Source organism: Pseudomonas sp. ICMP 561 (genome assembly GCF_002699985.1).
GTDB classification, from domain to species: Bacteria; Pseudomonadota; Gammaproteobacteria; order Pseudomonadales; family Pseudomonadaceae; genus Aquipseudomonas; species Aquipseudomonas quasicaspiana.
This window is the reverse complement of record NZ_LKBT01000001.1, coordinates 132,580-149,285: the sequence shown is the minus strand read 5'-3', so window position 1 is coordinate 149,285 and position 16,706 is coordinate 132,580. Positions and strand designations below refer to the sequence as shown.

The window sequence follows — 16,706 nt, the reverse complement described above, 5'->3', positions numbered from 1 at the left end:
TGTAGGAGCTGCCGAAGGCTGCGATCGCGGTGTATCAGGAGAAATGCCTGGCAGCCTTTGGCTGCTCCTACATAAAAGTATTCCAAGCCAGGTAATTGCATTTTGTTTGACGAGAGCCAACTTGTCGGCGAACCATTGGGCTTGCACAGTCACAGATTCCGCCTCACCAACAAGTCGTCTCCTGCCTGATCTTTCACCAAAGCAAAAAAAAGCCGTGAATGCCAATTGGCAATCACGGCTAAACAAAGGGAGCGAAGCGTTTGAATCAGTGATGCATGAAACGGACAGTCAACATTCAAAATCAACGAGTGTGATACGTCGGCAGATCAAAGCGGTGCTGACTTTGCAGCATGGAAATCGCGGGCAGGTCGCTTGCCTGGCCAGCCAGGTCACGACGAATCGCGCTGATCACCCACTCAAGCTGCACCGGGGTGTGCAACTGAGCGTAGGAAATGGAACGACGGATCTGTTTGCCTTCGCCGTTACGCAACGACAGCAGCACACCGCCATCCGGGCGGGCCTGAGTGGTTACGTCGAATTCGGAGAATACGGAAGCGAATTTCTCTTGGATAAAAGTCATGTCTAGCGGCTCCATTGCTCATGGGATAACAAGCTTGGTAGTACTAGTGCAGTGACTGTGCCAGTGTTTGTGTTATAAAAAAATCCTTTAAAAACAATGGTTTATAAATAATTTGTTTTTACGGATTCGTGCAATATGCATGAATGGCTGCCGGGCATCCTGCATTTTGCGGTTTTTTTAAGGTTTTTTTTTGCAGCGAGGGAACTTTGCTGCGGGGAGCAGAAAGGATTCAGCGGGTAGGGTCGTGCCTCGTTTCGTGATTACTACGACCGCGTGATGGGGTTTTTATTCGGCCAGCCAATAAAAAAGATGGGGTGAACGCCTCACTAGTCGATGACGGGTAGTAAATTGCCATCTACCTTGATTCTGGACGAACGCCTCTGGAGACTTGCGGTCATTAAATGCAAGAAGGGAGTTGCCGTGCGGTTGCTCTGCCCATGCCTTATTTTCTGCGGGAGTCACCCATGTCAGACCAGAACACCAGCAATCAACCTGTGCAAATGAACGACGAGGAGGCTCTGGAGTTTGCCGAGCAGGTATTTGACGTCGCCCGTCGCGGCGATGCAGTAATGCTGGACAGATTGCTGGAGAAAGGCCTTACGCCGAATTTGCGCAATCACAAAGGCGATACGCTGTTGATGCTCGCCAGCTATCACGGCCACAAAGATGCCGTGCAGGCACTGCTCAAGTACAAGGCTGATCCGGAGATTCGTAACGACAACGGTCAAAGCCCGATTGCCGGGGCTGCATTCAAAGGTGATCTCGAAGTGGTCAAATTGCTGGTCGATGGCGGCGCTGAAGTCGAAGGTGCCTCGGCGGACGGTCGTACTGCACTGATGATGGCGGCCATGTTCAACCGAACCGCTATTGTCGACTACCTGATCAGCAAGGGCGCCAACCCCAATGCTCGCGATGCCAAGGGCGTTACGCCGCTGGCCGCCGCTCAGACCATGGGGGCCGCAGATACCGCCGAGCAACTGGCGCGGCTCGCTGGCTGATCGATTACCGGCTTAAGTGATAGAGGCGCGAAGGAATTGCCGGTATCCTTCGCGCCTTTATTTTTGCTCGTGATCAGGATCTCCCGTGAAGAATCAACTCATCGAATTAATCGGCAAAATCAGTTCGGGTTGCATGGGCGAGCAGGATATCGAGCGTGTTGCTGATGAGGCCGCACAGGCCTATGCGGATCCTTCGGCGTTTCTGGCCGCCAATCCCGATATCAATTACGACGACACGTTTCCGATCCCGTTAGGCGAGTGGGTGGTGGTGGGCAGTTTGCCTGATACGGTGCTGTTTCAGGCAGACACCTACACGGACTTGTTCGCACAGATTGTCGAATCGTTTGGTAAAGAGGTGGTGTTCAATATCAAGCCCAAACAACTGGCCAAGGTCGAGGCACTGGTTGCGCTCAATCGTATCCAGATTCAGCTGGGCAGCATGAATAAGGAAAACGGCGGTTATGTGTTGATGAATTTCAGCCAGCCGCTGGATGACGAACTGCAGGCGGTACTCATCTACGGCAATGATCAGGCCCGTGTGCTTGAGTTGTGTGCTGCATTGAACATTCACGCAGCGCCTGCACTGGAAGCGCTGCGCAGCCTTTAACTGCCTAGCCCAATGCCGTGTCGAGGAACATCATCACCGCAAAGCCGCCCATCAGCCCCAAGGTCGCTGAAGTCTGATGGCCATTGCGGTGGGTTTCCGGAATCACTTCATGCGATACCACGAAGATCATCGCGCCCGCAGCCAGCCCCAGGCTGACCGGATAAGCGATGGCAAAGCCGCTGGAAATCCCCAGGCCGATCAGCGCACCGATTGGCTCCATCAAGCCTGAGCCAACTGCGACCAGCATGGCCTTCATCGACGACAGGCCCGTTACCCGCAACGCCAAAGCAATAGCCAGGCCCTCGGGGATGTCCTGAATCGCAATGGCAGTGGCCAGCGGTACCCCGACCTCCATGTCACCATTGGCAAAACCGACGCCAATTGCCATGCCTTCGGGCAGGTTGTGCAGAGTGATTGCCAGCACGAACAGCCAGACCCGGTTAATGCGCTCGGAATGAGGGCCCTGGCGGCCGACACTTTCGTGTTCATGAGGGGTGAATTTATCCAGGCCAAGCATCAATAGCACGCCCAGCCCAAGGCCAAGCACCACGGTGCCTGCAGCGAGTGGCCCGCTGTCGGTTATTTCCCGAGCCGCCGCCAGGCCGGGCAAAATCAGCGAAAACGAACTGGCGGCAAGCATCATTCCGGCTGCGAAACCCAGCATCACATCCTGAGTCCGCTGAGCAACCTCTCTCAGTGCCACGGCAACGACTGCCCCTAAAGCCGTCGCCGCGAAACCCGCGGTACCACCGAGCAGCGCGTAATGCAGGTTGTCTTGATTAGTGCCGTAAATAGCGTTGTAACCGCTGGCAATGAAAAGCCCGAGGACGACCAGTACCACCAGCAGAAACCCCAGGCTGAGCAGGGGAGTGGACTGAGCCTGGGCTAACCATGAGGCCCAGAGCGATCTTGGTTGTGCGGGTGTTTGCATGACTGGCCGACCTGTCTGAAAAATCTGAAGGTCACTGTTTAAATAATGACCTGATCCGATTCGGAACCTGCAAATATGCTGTTGGTTCAACGGAACCCTGCAGGAAAGCCACTATCCTAAGCGGCAAGTATTCAATCTGGAGCAACATCATGGGTTCGACGTTTAATAGTTTGGTAGGGCTGATTATTCTGGCTCTCGACATCTGGGCCGTCATCCACGTACTGAAAAGTGGAGCAGAAACCGGGATCAAGGTTCTCTGGATATTGCTGATCGTCCTGATGCCGGTGCTGGGGCTGGTCATCTGGGCCCTCGCTGGCCCGCGGGGTAATGTGCGGATTTGACTCGGTTCCATGTGCGGAGCTTGTCCGCGATGCATGAGGCACGCATATCCCCTGTGGGAGCGAGGCTTGCCCGCGATATATGAGACACAGTCATAAGCCATACCGCGTTATCGTTTATCGCGAGCAAGCTCGGCACCCACATGAAAATCTCGTGCATTCAATGATTTATATGCAGTGTCAGGAGCTGCCGAAGGCTGCGATAGCGGTGTATCAGGTCAAACGCTTCGCAGCCTTCGGCAGCTCCTACAAAATGCGCATCTTCAGACTCAGGAATTTTTAACAGAAACCCAGGGTTTTCAGTGATTGCATCATCCGAGGTTCGACCTGTCATCTTTCGCGACGTAGAATGCGCGCCTTTCTTATGGGCGGCCGGCCGTCCTGTCTTCAGCATTCATCAGGGACCTACCCATGAGCGATTATCAAGAAACGTTGTACGAAGGTTACGGCCAGCGCTTTCGCATTGAAAAAATGCTTCACGAAGTGCGCACCGAACATCAGCATCTGGTGATTTTCCAGAACCCGCGCATGGGCCGGGTCATGGCGCTGGATGGCGTGATTCAAACCACCGAAGCTGACGAATTCATCTACCACGAGATGCTGACCCACGTGCCGATCCTGGCTCATGGCGCAGCCCGTCGTGTACTGATCATTGGCGGCGGTGATGGCGGCATGCTGCGTGAAGTGGCCAAGCACGACACCGTTGAACACATCACCATGGTCGAAATCGACGGCACCGTGGTGGAGATGTGCAAGGAGTTCCTGCCGGAACACTCCAAGGGTGCGTTCGATGACTCGCGCCTGAATCTGGTGATCGACGACGGCATGCGTTTTGTCGCGACCACGGAAGAAAAATTCGACGTAATCATTTCCGACTCCACCGACCCGATTGGTCCGGGCGAGGTATTGTTCTCGGAAAACTTCTATCAGGCCTGCCATCGCTGCCTGAACGAAGGCGGTATTCTGGTGACGCAGAACGGTACTCCGTTCATGCAGCTCAGCGGCGTGCAAACCACGGCAGGGCGCATGCGTGGCCTGTTCGCGGACTGGCATTTCTATCAGGCAGCCATTCCGACCTACATCGGTGGTGCCATGACGTTTGCTTGGGGCGCGACCGATCCTGCTTATCGCAAGTTGCCACTGGAAACCTTGCGTCAGCGTTTCTCAGGCAGCGGCATTGTTACGCGCTATTACAATCCTGAAGTGCACATCGGCGCGTTCGCGTTGCCGCAGTACGTGTTGCAGGCTGTGAACAAACCCAGCAACGACTGACCTCTGCGAAGGTTACGCAGGCTTCTGCTGCTGGGGAGCGATGCCTGCGTAACATGCCTAGGGCGCCCATTACCGTCGATTCGCCACTACAAAATTTTCACGCCTCTTCATAGAACATTGCGCGCGCTTTTCAGCCGTTAGCTATGGGTAATGGTGTGGCCGGGTTTTATCATCCGCCTTTCCTCTCGCTTCTCACCCGACTTCCTGCAGCTGAAAGTAAAACATCTGCCGTGTATCGCTGCTAAATCCCGGGCGATCACGTAAGATTTGCGCCCGTCGTTCGTCAATGCCCATTCATTGCCGGGCGCGACTGCTTTTCGAACCTTACTTTGAATCCAACGGATCCTAGAACAACATGGCTAAACCGGACGCTATGATTCCAAAGCACGCGTCGTCGCGCTCGCTGCAACCCACCGTCAAATCGCACCTGGCCTATACGCTGCTCAGTGCATTGGTGCTGATGGTCATGTACACGCTCCTGCGCGTCGCTTTGCTGGTTTATAACCGCGAGATGATCGGTGATACACCGGCCTCTGCATTTGTCGAGGCGCTGTTCAATGGGATACGTTTCGACTTGCGTCTGACGGTTTACCTGCTTGTTCCGCTGCTGCTCTCTTTATTCAGCGCGCGGGCAATGGCTGCACGAGGCTTCTTCCGTTTCTGGCTGACTGTGGTAGCCAGCATCACGCTGTTTCTCGGCCTGATGGAAATGGACTTCTACCGCGAGTTCCACCAGCGCTTGAATGGCCTGGTGTTCCAGTACGTCAAGGAGGATCCGAAGACCGTTCTAAGCATGTTGTGGTACGGCTTCCCGGTGGTGCGCTACCTGCTGGCCTGGGCTGTGGTCACCTGGTTGCTGAGCCTGGTATTCAAAGGTGTTGATCGTGCAACCCGCCCACGTGGTGAGTTCAGCGTCAGCAATGCCAGCAATCGCGTCGTTGCGCCCTGGTATGCGCGTATTGGCGTATTCGTGGTTTGCCTGCTGATCGCTGTTATTGCCGTGCGTGGCACGCTGCGTCAGGGGCCGCCCCTGCGCTGGGGTGATGCTTACACCACGGAATCCAATTTCGCCAACACACTGGGTCTCAATGGCACCCTGACGCTGATCGCCGCAGCCAAGGCCAGCATGTCATCGCATCGCGATAATGCCTGGAAAGCCACTTTGCCCGAAGCTGAGGCAGAGCAGATCGTGCGTGGCATGCTTTTGACCAGCCACGACAAACTGGTAGATGGCGATATTGCTTCTGTCCGCCGCGACTTCACGCCGCCGGTTGAGAATACGCTGCCAATCAAGAACGTCGTTGTGATCCTGATGGAAAGTTTCGCGGGCCATGCCGTGGGCGCGTTGGGTGATGAGGCGAACATCACGCCTTACTTTGACAAGTTGTCCAAAGAAGGCCTGTTGTTCGATCACTTCTTCTCCAATGGTACGCACACCCACCAAGGGATGTTCGCCACCATGGCTTGCTTCCCCAATCTGCCGGCTTTCGAGTACCTGATGCGCATGCCTGAAGGCGCACACAAGCTGTCTGGCTTGCCGCAGTTGCTGAGTGCCCGTGGTTTTGACGACGTCTATGTTTATAACGGTAACTTCGCCTGGGACAACCAGTCAGGTTTCTTCAGTAATCAGGGCATGACCAATTTTGTGGGTCGTGAAGACTTCGTCAATCCAGTGTTCTCCGATCCGACCTGGGGTGTTTCTGATCAGGACATGTTTGATCGCGGCGCGCAGGAGTTGAAAGCTCGTGCGGAGAAGGGCAAGCCTTTCTATGCACTGCTTCAAAGCCTTTCCAACCACACACCTTATGCATTGCCGACCAACCTGCCGGTCGAGAAAGTTACCGGTCAAGGCTCGTTGGACGAACACCTTACTGCGATGCGTTATTCAGATTGGGCGCTTGGCCAGTTCTTCGAGAAGGTCAAGAAAGAGCCGTTCTACAAGGAAACCCTGTTTGTTGTAGTGGGGGACCACGGTTTCGGTAATCATCAGCAGATTACTGAAATGGATCTCGGGCGCTTCAATGTGCCAATGTTGATTATCGCTCCGGGTGTTCAAGAGAAGTTTGGTCAGCGCAGCAGCATTGTAGGAACCCAGATCGACATCGTGCCCACGATCATGGGTCGTCTTGGCGGTGAAACCCGTCATCAGTGCTGGGGCCGCGACTTGCTCAACCTGCCGGCGGGCGACACGGGCTTTGGTGTGATCAAGCCATCGGGTGGTGAGCAGACCGTTGCTTTGGTCACTCAAGACCGGATTCTGATTGAGCCCAAGGATATGGAGCCTAAGGTTCTGTCGTACACCCTGGGCCGTACGCCGCGTGCTGAAGTGATTCCGAATGCGCCTGATGCCAAGGAAATGCGCGACAAGCTCGACAGCTTCCTGCAAACGGCGACCAAGAGCTTGCTGGATAACACCGCAGGGGTCGAAGCGAGCAAGAATTGACCTGCTGGTGACGTAATCCAAGAAGCCCCTCATGCAGGGGCTTTTTGTTGTCTGGCCGAAGGTATCGTCGTTTGCCGCCAGACAGCGTGGTGCCATTGAAACCGGGCGACTCGTATCAAAAAAACCAACTATATGATTTGGAATGTTTTTTAGCTGTAGGAGCGCGCTTGCCCGCGATAGCTTCACCACAGGCGATATGTTCATCGGCTGACAGAACGAATCGCGGGCAAGCGCGCTCCTACACAGACTGTGTGAAAACTACTGCAGGCTGGGCACCTTCGGTGCTACGCGCACAATACTGCGTTAAAAACAGCCGAAAAATGCTCATTTAGAACACTAGAGTCGGACGCGACCCCGGCCGTTTTTCGGCTGTTTTGATTCGCTCGTTGCGCCTTGTCTTGCCGTCGCTCGCTACGTTTTCACACAGTCTGTACAGGTCTGTCTACCGTGAGACCGCGTGGTGCCATTAACTCAGGGCCTTCTCCTCGGGAATGTGCGTTTTAGCCTGACGAACAAGCACTGCAATGATTCAAATCCTGTGAACGAATGCCCGCGTCAAAAGGTCAAGATCACGTAAGCCGCATTGTCGGCTGCCGAGGAGACCTTGATGAAACAGTGGAACATTTCGTATCTCGACAAAGACGGTGTGCAACAAAGCCATGTGATGGAATCCGAGGAGCTTCCCAGCGATGAGAAGGCCGCCCAGCGTCTTCGGCACATCCTGGTTCCGGTTGCTGACGAGCTGGACATGAATGACCTGGACGGCCGTATAGCCGAGCCAACGGCTAAGTCTTTGAAAGAACACAACGCTGTGCAGATCATCTCGATCAAAGAGGTTTTCTGAGCGCATTGAAAAAATTGCCCCCGCCGGGAATTGGCAGAAGACCAATGATGGGGTTACTCTGCAAGTGAGACGGGTGAAGCGTTTCTCCCGTTCTCTCCATGTCGATGCCGGTCTGGCAACAGGCACGGCCTTGTCAGCTACATGCTTGATCCCGTTAAGCAGAGTATCTGCTGTGTAGTGGTACTACCGGTGAGTGCCGCGCAGGGAATGTTGAAACTCTATCTATCGTTGAATAGGAGGACGTTTCATGAGCACAGCCTATCAAGAGGACATCAGCAGCAACGTGCTGCGCCGCATGAAAGAAAGCGGTTTCGATTTCGCACGCATCCATCCCATCGAGTTCTACGCCATTTTCCCGGACGAGGAACGGGCAAGGCAGGCTGCAGATCAGTATCGCGGCGAGTCCCTTAACACTCAGATCAATGTTCGAGATGACGGTGCCTGGCACCTGCAGCTAAGCAAGGTCATGCACGCGACTTATGATGGCATCGGTGATTTCGAGCAGGATTTCCAGGCTGCGATCACTCCGCTGGACGGAGAAGTCGAGGGTTGGGGAGTCAGACAGGAGATCAGGCGGCTACACGCATGAAACGCGCTATGACATGTTGAATCACCGGTCAATTGCCAGGTATATGCCTGGGGATTGGCCGGTTTTAGTTTGTATGTTCTAAACCTAAAAAAGAGTATTCGTCGGCTGTGACCAGTGTGGGCTCAGTTTATGGCAGACAAAAAAGAGCCACTCAGTGAGTGGCTCAAAGGGAAGTTCGGTAAGGGCAGCCCGCCTGGAAGTCGATACTGGCATCACGCTCGTTTTTTTCGACAGCGACTTGAAACGGGGCATACAAATTCGGTGTGTTTCGGATGTCGCTGATTATCGACAAACGATATCGTCTCGTGAAATCAACTCTGGCTATGCTGGTCATAGCTTTTGCGGTTGAATGACGCTTCCGAATGAGGCGTAGGAGAACTGGTTGGGAAGCTTCTTGCACAGGAATGGTGCGGCGGGCTTTCGATGTTTATATAACCAGTTGATATTTAAGCGTTTATGCCGATGGCACGGGCCTTGCGAAGGCCTTTGGTGTCCGTGGTGACAAGGAGTACGGCATGATCCGCACCTTTTATGATGAGATGTACGATGCTGGCGGTATAGTCCGCCCGCATTACCGGGAATTTGCCCGTTGGTTGGGTGAGACGCCCCCTGAGCTCCTGGCTCAGCGCAGGCGTGAAGCCGATCTATTGTTTCATCGCGCCGGGATTACGTTCACGCTCTATGGTGATGAGCAGGGCACCGAGCGCCTGATTCCTTTCGACACGATTCCACGCAGCATTCCGGCCAGCGAGTGGCGGGTGGTTGAGCGAGGCTGTATCCAGCGCGTCAAGGCGCTGAACATGTTCCTTGCCGACCTCTATCACGAGCAGCGGATTATCAAGGCAGGGGTTATCCCCGCCGAACAGGTGCTGGCCAACGAGCAATACCAGTTGGCGATGCAGGGCCTGAATCTGCACCGCGACCTTTATTCGCACATCTCCGGGGTCGACCTGGTGCGTGATGGTGACGGCACTTACTACGTGCTGGAAGACAACCTGCGCACGCCGAGCGGCGTGAGTTATATGCTCGAAGACCGCAAGATGATGATGCGGCTGTTCCCCGAGCTGTTCGCCGCGCAGCGCATTGCGCCTATCGATCACTACCCGAATCTGCTCCTCGACACGTTGAAGAGCTCCAGTCCGCTGGATAATCCGAGCGTGGTTGTACTCACACCGGGCCGCTTCAACAGTGCGTTTTTCGAGCATGCGTTTCTTGCCCGGGAAATGGGTGTTGAGCTGGTTGAGGGTGCGGATCTGTTCGTGCGTGATGATCGCGTGTTCATGCGCACGACTGATGGACCGAAAGCGGTGGATGTTATCTACCGTCGTCTAGACGACGCATTCCTCGATCCATTGGCATTTAACCCTGATTCGATGCTGGGTGTGCCAGGCCTGCTGTCGGCCTATCGCTCAGGAAATGTGGTGTTGGCAAACGCAATCGGTACAGGTGTCGCAGACGACAAGTCGGTTTATCCCTATGTCACGGACATGATCCGTTTCTATCTGGATGAAGAACCGATCTTGCAGAATGTGCCGACCTGGCAATGCCGCAAGCCTGCTGACCTGTCCCATGTGCTGGCCAATCTGCCGGAACTGGTGGTCAAAGAGACTCAAGGGTCGGGCGGTTACGGCATGCTGGTGGGGCCAGCTTCGACGGCTGCGGAAATCGAGTCGTTCCGCGCCCGCATCAAAGCCAAGCCACACGCTTACATCGCGCAACCGACGTTGTGCCTGTCGACCTGTCCGACATTTGTCGAGAACGGCATCGCACCGCGCCATATCGATTTGCGCCCATTTGTCCTTTCTGGTCGTGAAACCCGCGTCGTACCCGGCGGGCTTACCCGAGTCGCGCTGCGTGAAGGCTCGCTGGTGGTGAACTCGTCTCAAGGTGGCGGAACAAAAGACACCTGGGTGGTCGAGGATTAAGGATGCCTGCCAATGCTAAGTAGAACTGCCTCGGATTTGTATTGGATGTCGCGTTATCTGGAGCGAGCCGAAAACCTCGCGCGGATGCTGGACGTCAGTTACTCGCTGTCTTTGATGCCTCAGGATGGGCGGGGTGACGGGCTCGATGAGCTGGCCATGCCACTGCTCATCACCGGCACGCTGGATCATTACCTGGAGCGTCACGGTGAGCTGCACGCCGAACGCCTGTTGCATTTTTTCGCGCTGGACGCGAGCAACCCGGCCAGTATTTACAGCTGTCTGGGCGCCGCACGGGCCAGTGCCCATGCGGTACGTGGCCGAATCACCGCGGACATGTGGGAGAACATCAACTCCACCTGGCTGGAGATTCGCGGCATCGCCGAACAAGGCCTGACCCGTTATGGCATGAGTCGTTTCTGCGAGTGGGTCAAGGAGCGTTCGCACCTGTTTCGTGGTGCCACATATGGCACGATCATGCGTCATGACGCATTCCGTTTCATTCGGCTGGGCATATTCATCGAGCGCGCCGACAACACCATGCGCATGCTCGATGCGCGCTATGAAATGCTCGAGCTGCGTGGTACTGACACCAATGTGGACGCCGACAGCTCGGCTCATGGTTATTACCAGTGGAGCGCGCTGCTGAGGGCATTGTCGTCCTTCGAAGCCTACACGGAGCTGTATCGCGATGCGCCAGCCGCGAGGCATGTTGCAGAGCTGCTTTTGTTGCGCCCCGACGTACCCCGTTCGCTGAGTGCATGTCTTGAAGAGCTGGATCAGATCCTTGCCAGCCTGCCGGGCGCCAATGGCCGACCTGCGCAACGTCTGGCCGCTGAGCTGGATGCACGTCTGCGCTACACCGGGATCGACGAAATACTGGAGGAGGGCTTGCACGAGTGGTTGAACGAATTCATCCCTTTGCTGGCCCAATTGGGTAACGCTATTCACACTTCTTACCTGGAGGCTGCATGAGACTCTCAATTAGCCACGAGACCACCTATCACTATGAGGATCAGGTCCGCGCAAGCATCCAGTATTTACGTCTGACACCGCACGACAGCGAGCGCCAGCAAGTGCTCAGCTGGCAACTGACCCTGCCGCGCCCGGTGCGCGCGCAGATCGATCCGTTTGGCAACATCCTGCATGTGTTGAGCATGGATGAGCCCCACGAGGCGATCATTATCGGCGCGCGCGGCCAGGTTGAAATCGACGAGAAGCGTGAAGCCGAACATGAAAGTCAGTCTCCGCTGCCGTTCCTGCGTTTCACGCGTCTGACGGAGCCTGATGAAGCCATTCGTGCCTTTGCCAGTCAGCAGTGCAAAACGCGCAAGGACCGCACGGCATTGATTGATCTGATGCACGCGTTGAATCAGTACATTACCTACACGCCGGGGTCTACCGAGGTCGATACTTGCGCAGCGCAGGCCTTTGCGGGACGGACAGGTGTTTGTCAGGACCACACCCATGCGTTCCTGGCCTGTACACGCAGCCTCGGGATTCCGTCGCGATATGTGTCCGGTTATTTGTACAGCGAAGACAGCGAACATCTTTCCAGTCATGCCTGGGCTGAGGCGTGGATTGAAGACGCCTGGTACAGCTTTGACGTGACCAACCAGCTGGCGATCCCGGAGCGTCACCTGAAACTGGCAGTAGGTCTGGATTATCTCGATGCCTGCCCGGTACGCGGTATGCGCCGCGGCGGTGGCAGCGAACAGATGCACGCCAAGGTACTGGTGTCGCCGATGGTTGGCGCACCGAAGGTCATGATGCAAGCCCAGCATCAGTGATCGCCAGGGGCGGCATCAGCCATTGATGCAAGCCCCTCGCCAACAAGTTGCCTCCTACCGGACACGGTGCTGAACCGGTAGGAGCGAACTTGTTCGCGAGGCTGGCCAGACCCCACACTGCGCTTCTCGTTATTCCCCCGCCTTACGCCGCGCCACCATGTGCTCCAGATAACCTGATCCAGTTCAGTATCTGACAAGACTTCCTTCGGGATGGAAGGCATCAGCCATTGATGCCGAGGCGCCATGCGAATCACCGCATCAAGCCCTCTCGCCAACAAGTTGCCTCCTACCTGACACGGTGCTGAACCGGTAGGAGCGAACTTGTTCGCGAGGCGGGCCAGACCCACACCGCGCTTATCGTTATTCTCCCGCCTTACGCCGCGCCGCCATGTGCTCCAGATAAGCAATCACCTGATCCAGTTCGGTATCGGACAAGACTTCCTTCGGGATGGACGGCATCTTGCCTTGCGGCCATTCGCGCAGGCTTTGCGGGTTGCGAATGTATTGGCGCAGGTACCCGGCGCTGAAGTATTCGGTTGGGCTGTGCGGCAGGTTCAGGTCAGGGCCCAGTTGTGAATCCCCGGCAGCGTTGAGGCGATGACAGGCCAGGCAATTCTTCTGGAACAGCGCGAAACCTTTGTTTACCGGATCTTCAGCCGCCAGTGTCGGGTCGGGTAGCAACGCGGGAAAGCGCTCGCTGACGGACGCCAGCACTCGCAACGTGCTCATCGCATACGGCCATTCTTCGCGGCCAATATTGTCGGCCGAGGGGGCTGTCCACACCAGATAGAACGGTCCAGCGCTTTGCGAACCGTTGCTCAGCGCTGGCCAAGGATGAGCCGGGTCCTCAATGGCCAGCCATGCTTTCGAACCTTTGGGTTGTACCACCGGTGCTGCGGGTATTTCCGCGGCGAATCCGTCGGTCGCAACCGCCTGCAGGTGATCCTGTGCTGTAACACCCTCCAGCAGCGCTACAAGAGGAATGGCGCGATAGCTCATGTCACGTTTGTAGGCGACATCCTCGCTGATCTGGATGGTCTGAATCTGTGGGTGTACGAGCAGCTGACGAGTCTCCCAGGTTTCGACTCCATGAGATCGTTCGATTCTGAGCTGTGCAGCTTGCAGGGAGAGTTGCGGGACGAGTGTCAGCGCTGCGAGGGAAAGAATAAAACGCAAGCCATTACTCCGCCGGGTCGTCGCTGGTGTCGTAAAGAGCGTTGTGCAGCTCTTCATAGTTGCCACCATTGATAACGCTGTAATAACCGGCCCTGTTCAGTTTGTCCTGAGCTTTGCTGGCTTTTTCGTTGCTGCTGCTGAACACCACAAACACCACGTTGCGGTCATTGAGCACCTGCTTCATTTGATTGACCAGACGTCGCTCCTCTACGCGTACCGCGTTGAGTACAGTGCCCGCGTCGTAGTCAGTCTGGCTGCGCACATCGACGGCCAGTTTCCCTTCCTTGAGCGCTGCTACGGCAACCGCTTGTTCGACATCACCTGCGGCGGCGCTACCGGTGCAGAGTAAGAGCCCAAGCGCTATCCATTTACCCATCACCAAATGCCTCCTTTCATAGATGAGCAAAGACTGGCACAGATAATCGTCGCCCGGTAGGGCGCAGTCGTCTGGGTTTACTGCTGCAAAGCCTGTCAGCCGAATAGACGAGTCATATTCGGCAAGATCAACAGCAGGGTAGTGGCGAACAAGATAAGCCCGGCTTGACGTACTTTCGAATGCTTGAACATGGCTATCTGCCTTTTTTTGTTATTCCTGAGCGACAAAAGCTCACCGAATGTATTGATAATGTTCGGGCAGCTGGCAAAGGTGTTTCTTTGAGCAACCGGTCCGGCAAAGCCGCCGACAACCCGAGCGCCGCATATAGTTTTTATCGCGCTACTGTTGCTACAAAATTAACCTTAGAGTCCAAGGTCGTTGTTGTTTAGAACCATTTCGTATGTATGACCAACTCATACGAATAACCAGTTATAGGAACTGCGGTTAACGGGGCGCATGTTCCCTTGCTAGACAGGTCGGGCATTTTTTCAGCCTGATTAGTGCCGACCTACCGTTCGTCGGTGTCGGAATATTCCTACGTCGGTCATTACTGTTGTACCAACGTTACAAAATACCGGTTGCTAAAAATGCACGCGGTACAGCGATGGTTCAGGTAATGATGCACAGACCCGGCAACCGGCGCTTGCCTTGGCATACCCGTTCAAGGCAGGCTTGGGCCGCGCACTATCGCCTTGACCGTTTCAGGTACTTTTTATGCCGCTACGCATCTGCATTCTGGAAACCGACGTCCTTCGCCCTGAGCTGGTAGACCAATATCAGGGGTATGGGCGGATGTTCGAACGGCTCTTCGCACGGCAACCCATTGCCGCCGAGTTCGAGGTCTACAACGTGATGCAGGGTGTATACCCACCCGAAGGCAAGCGCTTTGACGCGTATCTGGTGACCGGCAGCAAAGCTGACTCGTTTGGCACTGATCCGTGGATTCAAACCCTGAAAGTCTATTTGCTGGAGCTTTATCAGCGCGGCGACAAACTGCTCGGTATCTGCTTCGGTCACCAGTTGCTGGCGTTGCTGCTGGGAGGTAAAAGTGAGCGGGCAAGCAAAGGCTGGGGCGTCGGTATCCATCACTACGAGCTGGCACCTGCAACGCCATGGATGACGCCGGCCATGGACAAACTGACCCTGCTGATCAGTCATCAGGATCAGGTCACCGCTTTGCCGGAAAACGCTACGGTCATTGCTTCGAGCGAGTTCTGCCCGTTTGCGGCGTACCACATCAATGATCAGGTGTTGTGCTTCCAGGGACATCCGGAATTCATTCACGATTACTCCCGGACCCTGCTGGATATTCGTCAGGCCTGTCTGGGCGAGAAGGTTTACCAGTCTGGTATCGCCAGCCTTGAGCATGACCATCACGGTCAGACAGTAGCCGAATGGATGATGCGGTTCGTGCAGCATAAAGCTGCGGTTTAAAGTGCGTTGATCCCTCGCGGCGCAAGCCGCTCCTGTCAAACTACATGTATATCGCTGAATTGAGATGCCGTTTGTAGGAGCGCGCTTGCCCGCGATTGCGTCAGGACAGGCAATATATGCATCGAATGACAGACCGAATCGCGAGCAAGCTCACTCCGATCAAACAAAATGCAAACCTCTGGATTGAAATGCATTTTCTGTAGGAGCTGCCGAGGGCTGCGAAGCATTTCTCCTGAAACACCGCGATCGCAGCCTTCGGCAGCTCCTACAGGTCCTATGTTTGCTGCGCGAGGCGGGCGCTCCACAGCTCCACCGGTTGGCGCGATGCCCCTACGGATATGCGCGGCTTCAAAGCCAGCCTGAACGCTTGAAGCTTGCGAACAGTCCGCCACACACCGTCGCTATCGTGCCCAGCACCACGTAATAGCCGTAGTGCCAGGTCAGCTCCGGCATGTTCTCGAAGTTCATCCCGTAAATGCCCGCAATGGCTGTCGGCACAGCAAGGATCGCTGCGTAGGCCGCAAACTTGCGTTGCACGATGCTCTGCCGTGACGACTCCAGCAGCAGGCCAATCTCGATGGTCTGACTGGCGATATCACGCAGGTTGCCCAAATCTTCCATTTGCCGTTTGACGTGGATTTCCACATCGCGGAAGTACGGCCGCATATTTTTGTCGATGAAGGGAAAGCTGAGTTTCTGTAGTTCTTCGCCGACTTCCACCATCGGCGCTACGTAACGCCACAGGCGCAACAGGTCTCGACGCAAACTATGGATGCGCTGGATATCGCTCTCTTTCAACGCCCCGGTCAGCACGCTGTGCTCCAGCTCTTCCAGTTCGCAATGGATAGACTCTGTGACTGGCTGATAATTTTCCGTCACGAAATCCAGCAGGGCATAGAGCACGAAGTCTTCGCCATGCTCCAGCAGCAACGGCCGCGCTTCACAGCGCTGGCGTACCAGTCCATAGGACTTTGAGTGACCATTGCGCGAGGTGATGATGTAGCCCTTGCCGGCAAATATATGAGTTTCAACAAACGTCAGTTTGCCGTTCTCTCTGACCGGTGCGTAGGTGACGATAAACAGCGCGTCGCCGAAGGTTTCCAGCTTGGGGCGGCTGTGTACTTCAAGGGCATCTTCAAGGGCCAGCTCATGTAGTTTGAACTGCTCCTTGAGGCTGCAGAGCTCAGTGGCAGTCGGTTGCTCCAGACCGATCCAGACAAAATGACCGGGTTTTGCGGCCCAGGCTGCGCCTTCTTCGAGACTGATATCGGTGACTTTCTTGCCTGCACTGTACACCGCAGCGGCAACGACTCGACCCATTTTGGTTTTGCATCCTGAAAGTGGCAGGGGATGCCCGGCAACGGGCTCACGAATAAGAGTCGGCAAAGCCCGCCGAGTTCGCGGGC

17 protein-coding genes are annotated in these 16,706 nt (G+C 55.5%); 12 read left to right on the top strand and 5 right to left on the bottom strand.

The genetic code is table 11. The features are described 5' to 3' along the window. Positions 1–301: 301 nt before the first annotated feature. Entirely contained in the window at positions 302–580 is a 279-nt protein-coding gene (locus AO242_RS00675) for a DUF3509 domain-containing protein (RefSeq protein ID WP_099267298.1), read from the bottom strand. Between the two features lie 464 nt (positions 581–1,044). On the opposite strand from AO242_RS00675, the gene AO242_RS00670 reads away from it, so the two are divergent. Together AO242_RS00670 and AO242_RS00665 are read left to right on the top strand one after the other, a co-directional pair. Beyond that, positions 1,045–1,578, top strand: coding sequence for an ankyrin repeat domain-containing protein (locus tag AO242_RS00670; protein ID WP_099267297.1), 534 nt, complete (start codon positions 1,045–1,047; stop codon positions 1,576–1,578). Between the two features lie 85 nt (positions 1,579–1,663). Next, positions 1,664–2,185 carry a hypothetical protein gene (locus tag AO242_RS00665; RefSeq protein ID WP_099267296.1) on the top strand — a complete coding sequence of 174 codons (522 nt, stop codon included), beginning with the start codon at positions 1,664–1,666 and terminating at the stop codon, positions 2,183–2,185. A gap of 4 nt (positions 2,186–2,189) precedes the next feature. On the opposite strand, the gene AO242_RS00660 is transcribed toward AO242_RS00665, so the two are convergent. After that, complete coding sequence (locus AO242_RS00660) at positions 2,190–3,116, bottom strand: ZIP family metal transporter (RefSeq protein WP_099267295.1); 927 nt, start codon at positions 3,114–3,116, stop codon at positions 2,190–2,192. Between the two features lie 149 nt (positions 3,117–3,265). Between AO242_RS00660 and AO242_RS00655 the strand changes: the two genes are divergently transcribed. The 8 genes from AO242_RS00655 (at position 3,266) to AO242_RS00620 (ending at position 12,314) form a co-directional block, all read left to right on the top strand. Next, complete coding sequence (locus tag AO242_RS00655) at positions 3,266–3,457, top strand: PLDc N-terminal domain-containing protein (protein WP_099267294.1); 192 nt, start codon at positions 3,266–3,268, stop codon at positions 3,455–3,457. Positions 3,458–3,865: 408 nt separating this feature from the next. Next, positions 3,866–4,726, top strand: coding sequence for a polyamine aminopropyltransferase (gene speE, locus AO242_RS00650; RefSeq protein ID WP_099267293.1), 861 nt, complete (start codon positions 3,866–3,868; stop codon positions 4,724–4,726). A gap of 355 nt (positions 4,727–5,081) precedes the next feature. Next, positions 5,082–7,169, top strand: a complete 2,088-nt coding sequence (locus AO242_RS00645) for an LTA synthase family protein (RefSeq protein ID WP_099267292.1) — start codon at positions 5,082–5,084, stop codon at positions 7,167–7,169. A 607-nt stretch (positions 7,170–7,776) separates the two neighbouring features. After that, positions 7,777–8,013, top strand: coding sequence for a hypothetical protein (locus AO242_RS00640; protein ID WP_027898879.1), 237 nt, complete (start codon positions 7,777–7,779; stop codon positions 8,011–8,013). Positions 8,014–8,260: 247 nt separating this feature from the next. Beyond that, entirely contained in the window at positions 8,261–8,602 is a 342-nt protein-coding gene (locus AO242_RS00635) for a ribonuclease E inhibitor RraB (protein ID WP_027898878.1), read from the top strand. A gap of 515 nt (positions 8,603–9,117) precedes the next feature. After that, on the top strand, positions 9,118–10,527 hold the full coding sequence (locus AO242_RS00630) for a circularly permuted type 2 ATP-grasp protein (RefSeq protein ID WP_027898877.1): 1,410 nt from the start codon (positions 9,118–9,120) through the stop codon (positions 10,525–10,527). A 12-nt stretch (positions 10,528–10,539) separates the two neighbouring features. Continuing rightward, positions 10,540–11,499 (top strand): alpha-E domain-containing protein, encoded by a 960-nt coding sequence (locus AO242_RS00625; protein WP_027898876.1) that lies wholly within the window; start codon positions 10,540–10,542, stop codon positions 11,497–11,499. Beyond that, positions 11,496–12,314, top strand: coding sequence for a transglutaminase family protein (locus AO242_RS00620; protein ID WP_099267291.1), 819 nt, complete (start codon positions 11,496–11,498; stop codon positions 12,312–12,314). The genes AO242_RS00625 and AO242_RS00620 overlap by 4 nt, the downstream gene beginning before the upstream one ends. A 360-nt stretch (positions 12,315–12,674) precedes the next feature. On the opposite strand, the gene AO242_RS00610 is transcribed toward AO242_RS00620, so the two are convergent. Together AO242_RS00610 and AO242_RS00605 are read right to left on the bottom strand one after the other, a co-directional pair. Continuing rightward, entirely contained in the window at positions 12,675–13,490 is an 816-nt protein-coding gene (locus AO242_RS00610) for a cytochrome c (protein WP_257153360.1), read from the bottom strand. Between the two features lie 4 nt (positions 13,491–13,494). Next, positions 13,495–13,866 carry a rhodanese-like domain-containing protein gene (locus AO242_RS00605; protein WP_099267288.1) on the bottom strand — a complete coding sequence of 124 codons (372 nt, stop codon included), beginning with the start codon at positions 13,864–13,866 and terminating at the stop codon, positions 13,495–13,497. 179 nt (positions 13,867–14,045) lie between these two features. On the opposite strand from AO242_RS00605, the gene AO242_RS29235 reads away from it, so the two are divergent. Together AO242_RS29235 and AO242_RS00600 are read left to right on the top strand one after the other, a co-directional pair. After that, entirely contained in the window at positions 14,046–14,255 is a 210-nt protein-coding gene (locus AO242_RS29235) for a hypothetical protein (RefSeq protein WP_141562167.1), read from the top strand. Between the two features lie 325 nt (positions 14,256–14,580). Beyond that, entirely contained in the window at positions 14,581–15,300 is a 720-nt protein-coding gene (locus AO242_RS00600; protein ID WP_099267287.1) for an amidotransferase, read from the top strand. Between the two features lie 348 nt (positions 15,301–15,648). Here AO242_RS00600 and AO242_RS00595 read toward each other — a convergent pair whose 3' ends face one another. Next, complete coding sequence (locus AO242_RS00595; RefSeq protein WP_099267286.1) at positions 15,649–16,620, bottom strand: magnesium and cobalt transport protein CorA; 972 nt, start codon at positions 16,618–16,620, stop codon at positions 15,649–15,651. Positions 16,621–16,706 lie beyond the last annotated feature (86 nt).

Excerpts from the sequence above, each read along its gene's own strand:
- AO242_RS00605 (WP_099267288.1), bottom strand. The coding sequence starts at position 13,866 with ATGGGTAAATGGATAGCGCTTGGGCTCTTACTCTGCACCGGTAGCGCC.
- AO242_RS00630 (WP_027898877.1), top strand. The coding sequence starts at position 9,118 with ATGATCCGCACCTTTTATGATGAGATGTACGATGCTGGCGGTATAGTC.
- speE (WP_099267293.1), top strand. The coding sequence starts at position 3,866 with ATGAGCGATTATCAAGAAACGTTGTACGAAGGTTACGGCCAGCGCTTT.
- AO242_RS00655 (WP_099267294.1), top strand. The coding sequence starts at position 3,266 with ATGGGTTCGACGTTTAATAGTTTGGTAGGGCTGATTATTCTGGCTCTC.
- AO242_RS00595 (WP_099267286.1), bottom strand. The coding sequence starts at position 16,620 with ATGGGTCGAGTCGTTGCCGCTGCGGTGTACAGTGCAGGCAAGAAAGTC.
- AO242_RS00675 (WP_099267298.1), bottom strand. The coding sequence starts at position 580 with ATGACTTTTATCCAAGAGAAATTCGCTTCCGTATTCTCCGAATTCGAC.
- AO242_RS00640 (WP_027898879.1), top strand. The coding sequence starts at position 7,777 with ATGAAACAGTGGAACATTTCGTATCTCGACAAAGACGGTGTGCAACAA.
- AO242_RS00600 (WP_099267287.1), top strand. The coding sequence starts at position 14,581 with ATGCCGCTACGCATCTGCATTCTGGAAACCGACGTCCTTCGCCCTGAG.
- AO242_RS00660 (WP_099267295.1), bottom strand. The coding sequence starts at position 3,116 with ATGCAAACACCCGCACAACCAAGATCGCTCTGGGCCTCATGGTTAGCC.
- AO242_RS00625 (WP_027898876.1), top strand. The coding sequence starts at position 10,540 with ATGCTAAGTAGAACTGCCTCGGATTTGTATTGGATGTCGCGTTATCTG.
- AO242_RS29235 (WP_141562167.1), top strand. The coding sequence starts at position 14,046 with ATGCTTGAACATGGCTATCTGCCTTTTTTTGTTATTCCTGAGCGACAA.
- AO242_RS00645 (WP_099267292.1), top strand. The coding sequence starts at position 5,082 with ATGGCTAAACCGGACGCTATGATTCCAAAGCACGCGTCGTCGCGCTCG.
- AO242_RS00620 (WP_099267291.1), top strand. The coding sequence starts at position 11,496 with ATGAGACTCTCAATTAGCCACGAGACCACCTATCACTATGAGGATCAG.
- AO242_RS00670 (WP_099267297.1), top strand. The coding sequence starts at position 1,045 with ATGTCAGACCAGAACACCAGCAATCAACCTGTGCAAATGAACGACGAG.
- AO242_RS00635 (WP_027898878.1), top strand. The coding sequence starts at position 8,261 with ATGAGCACAGCCTATCAAGAGGACATCAGCAGCAACGTGCTGCGCCGC.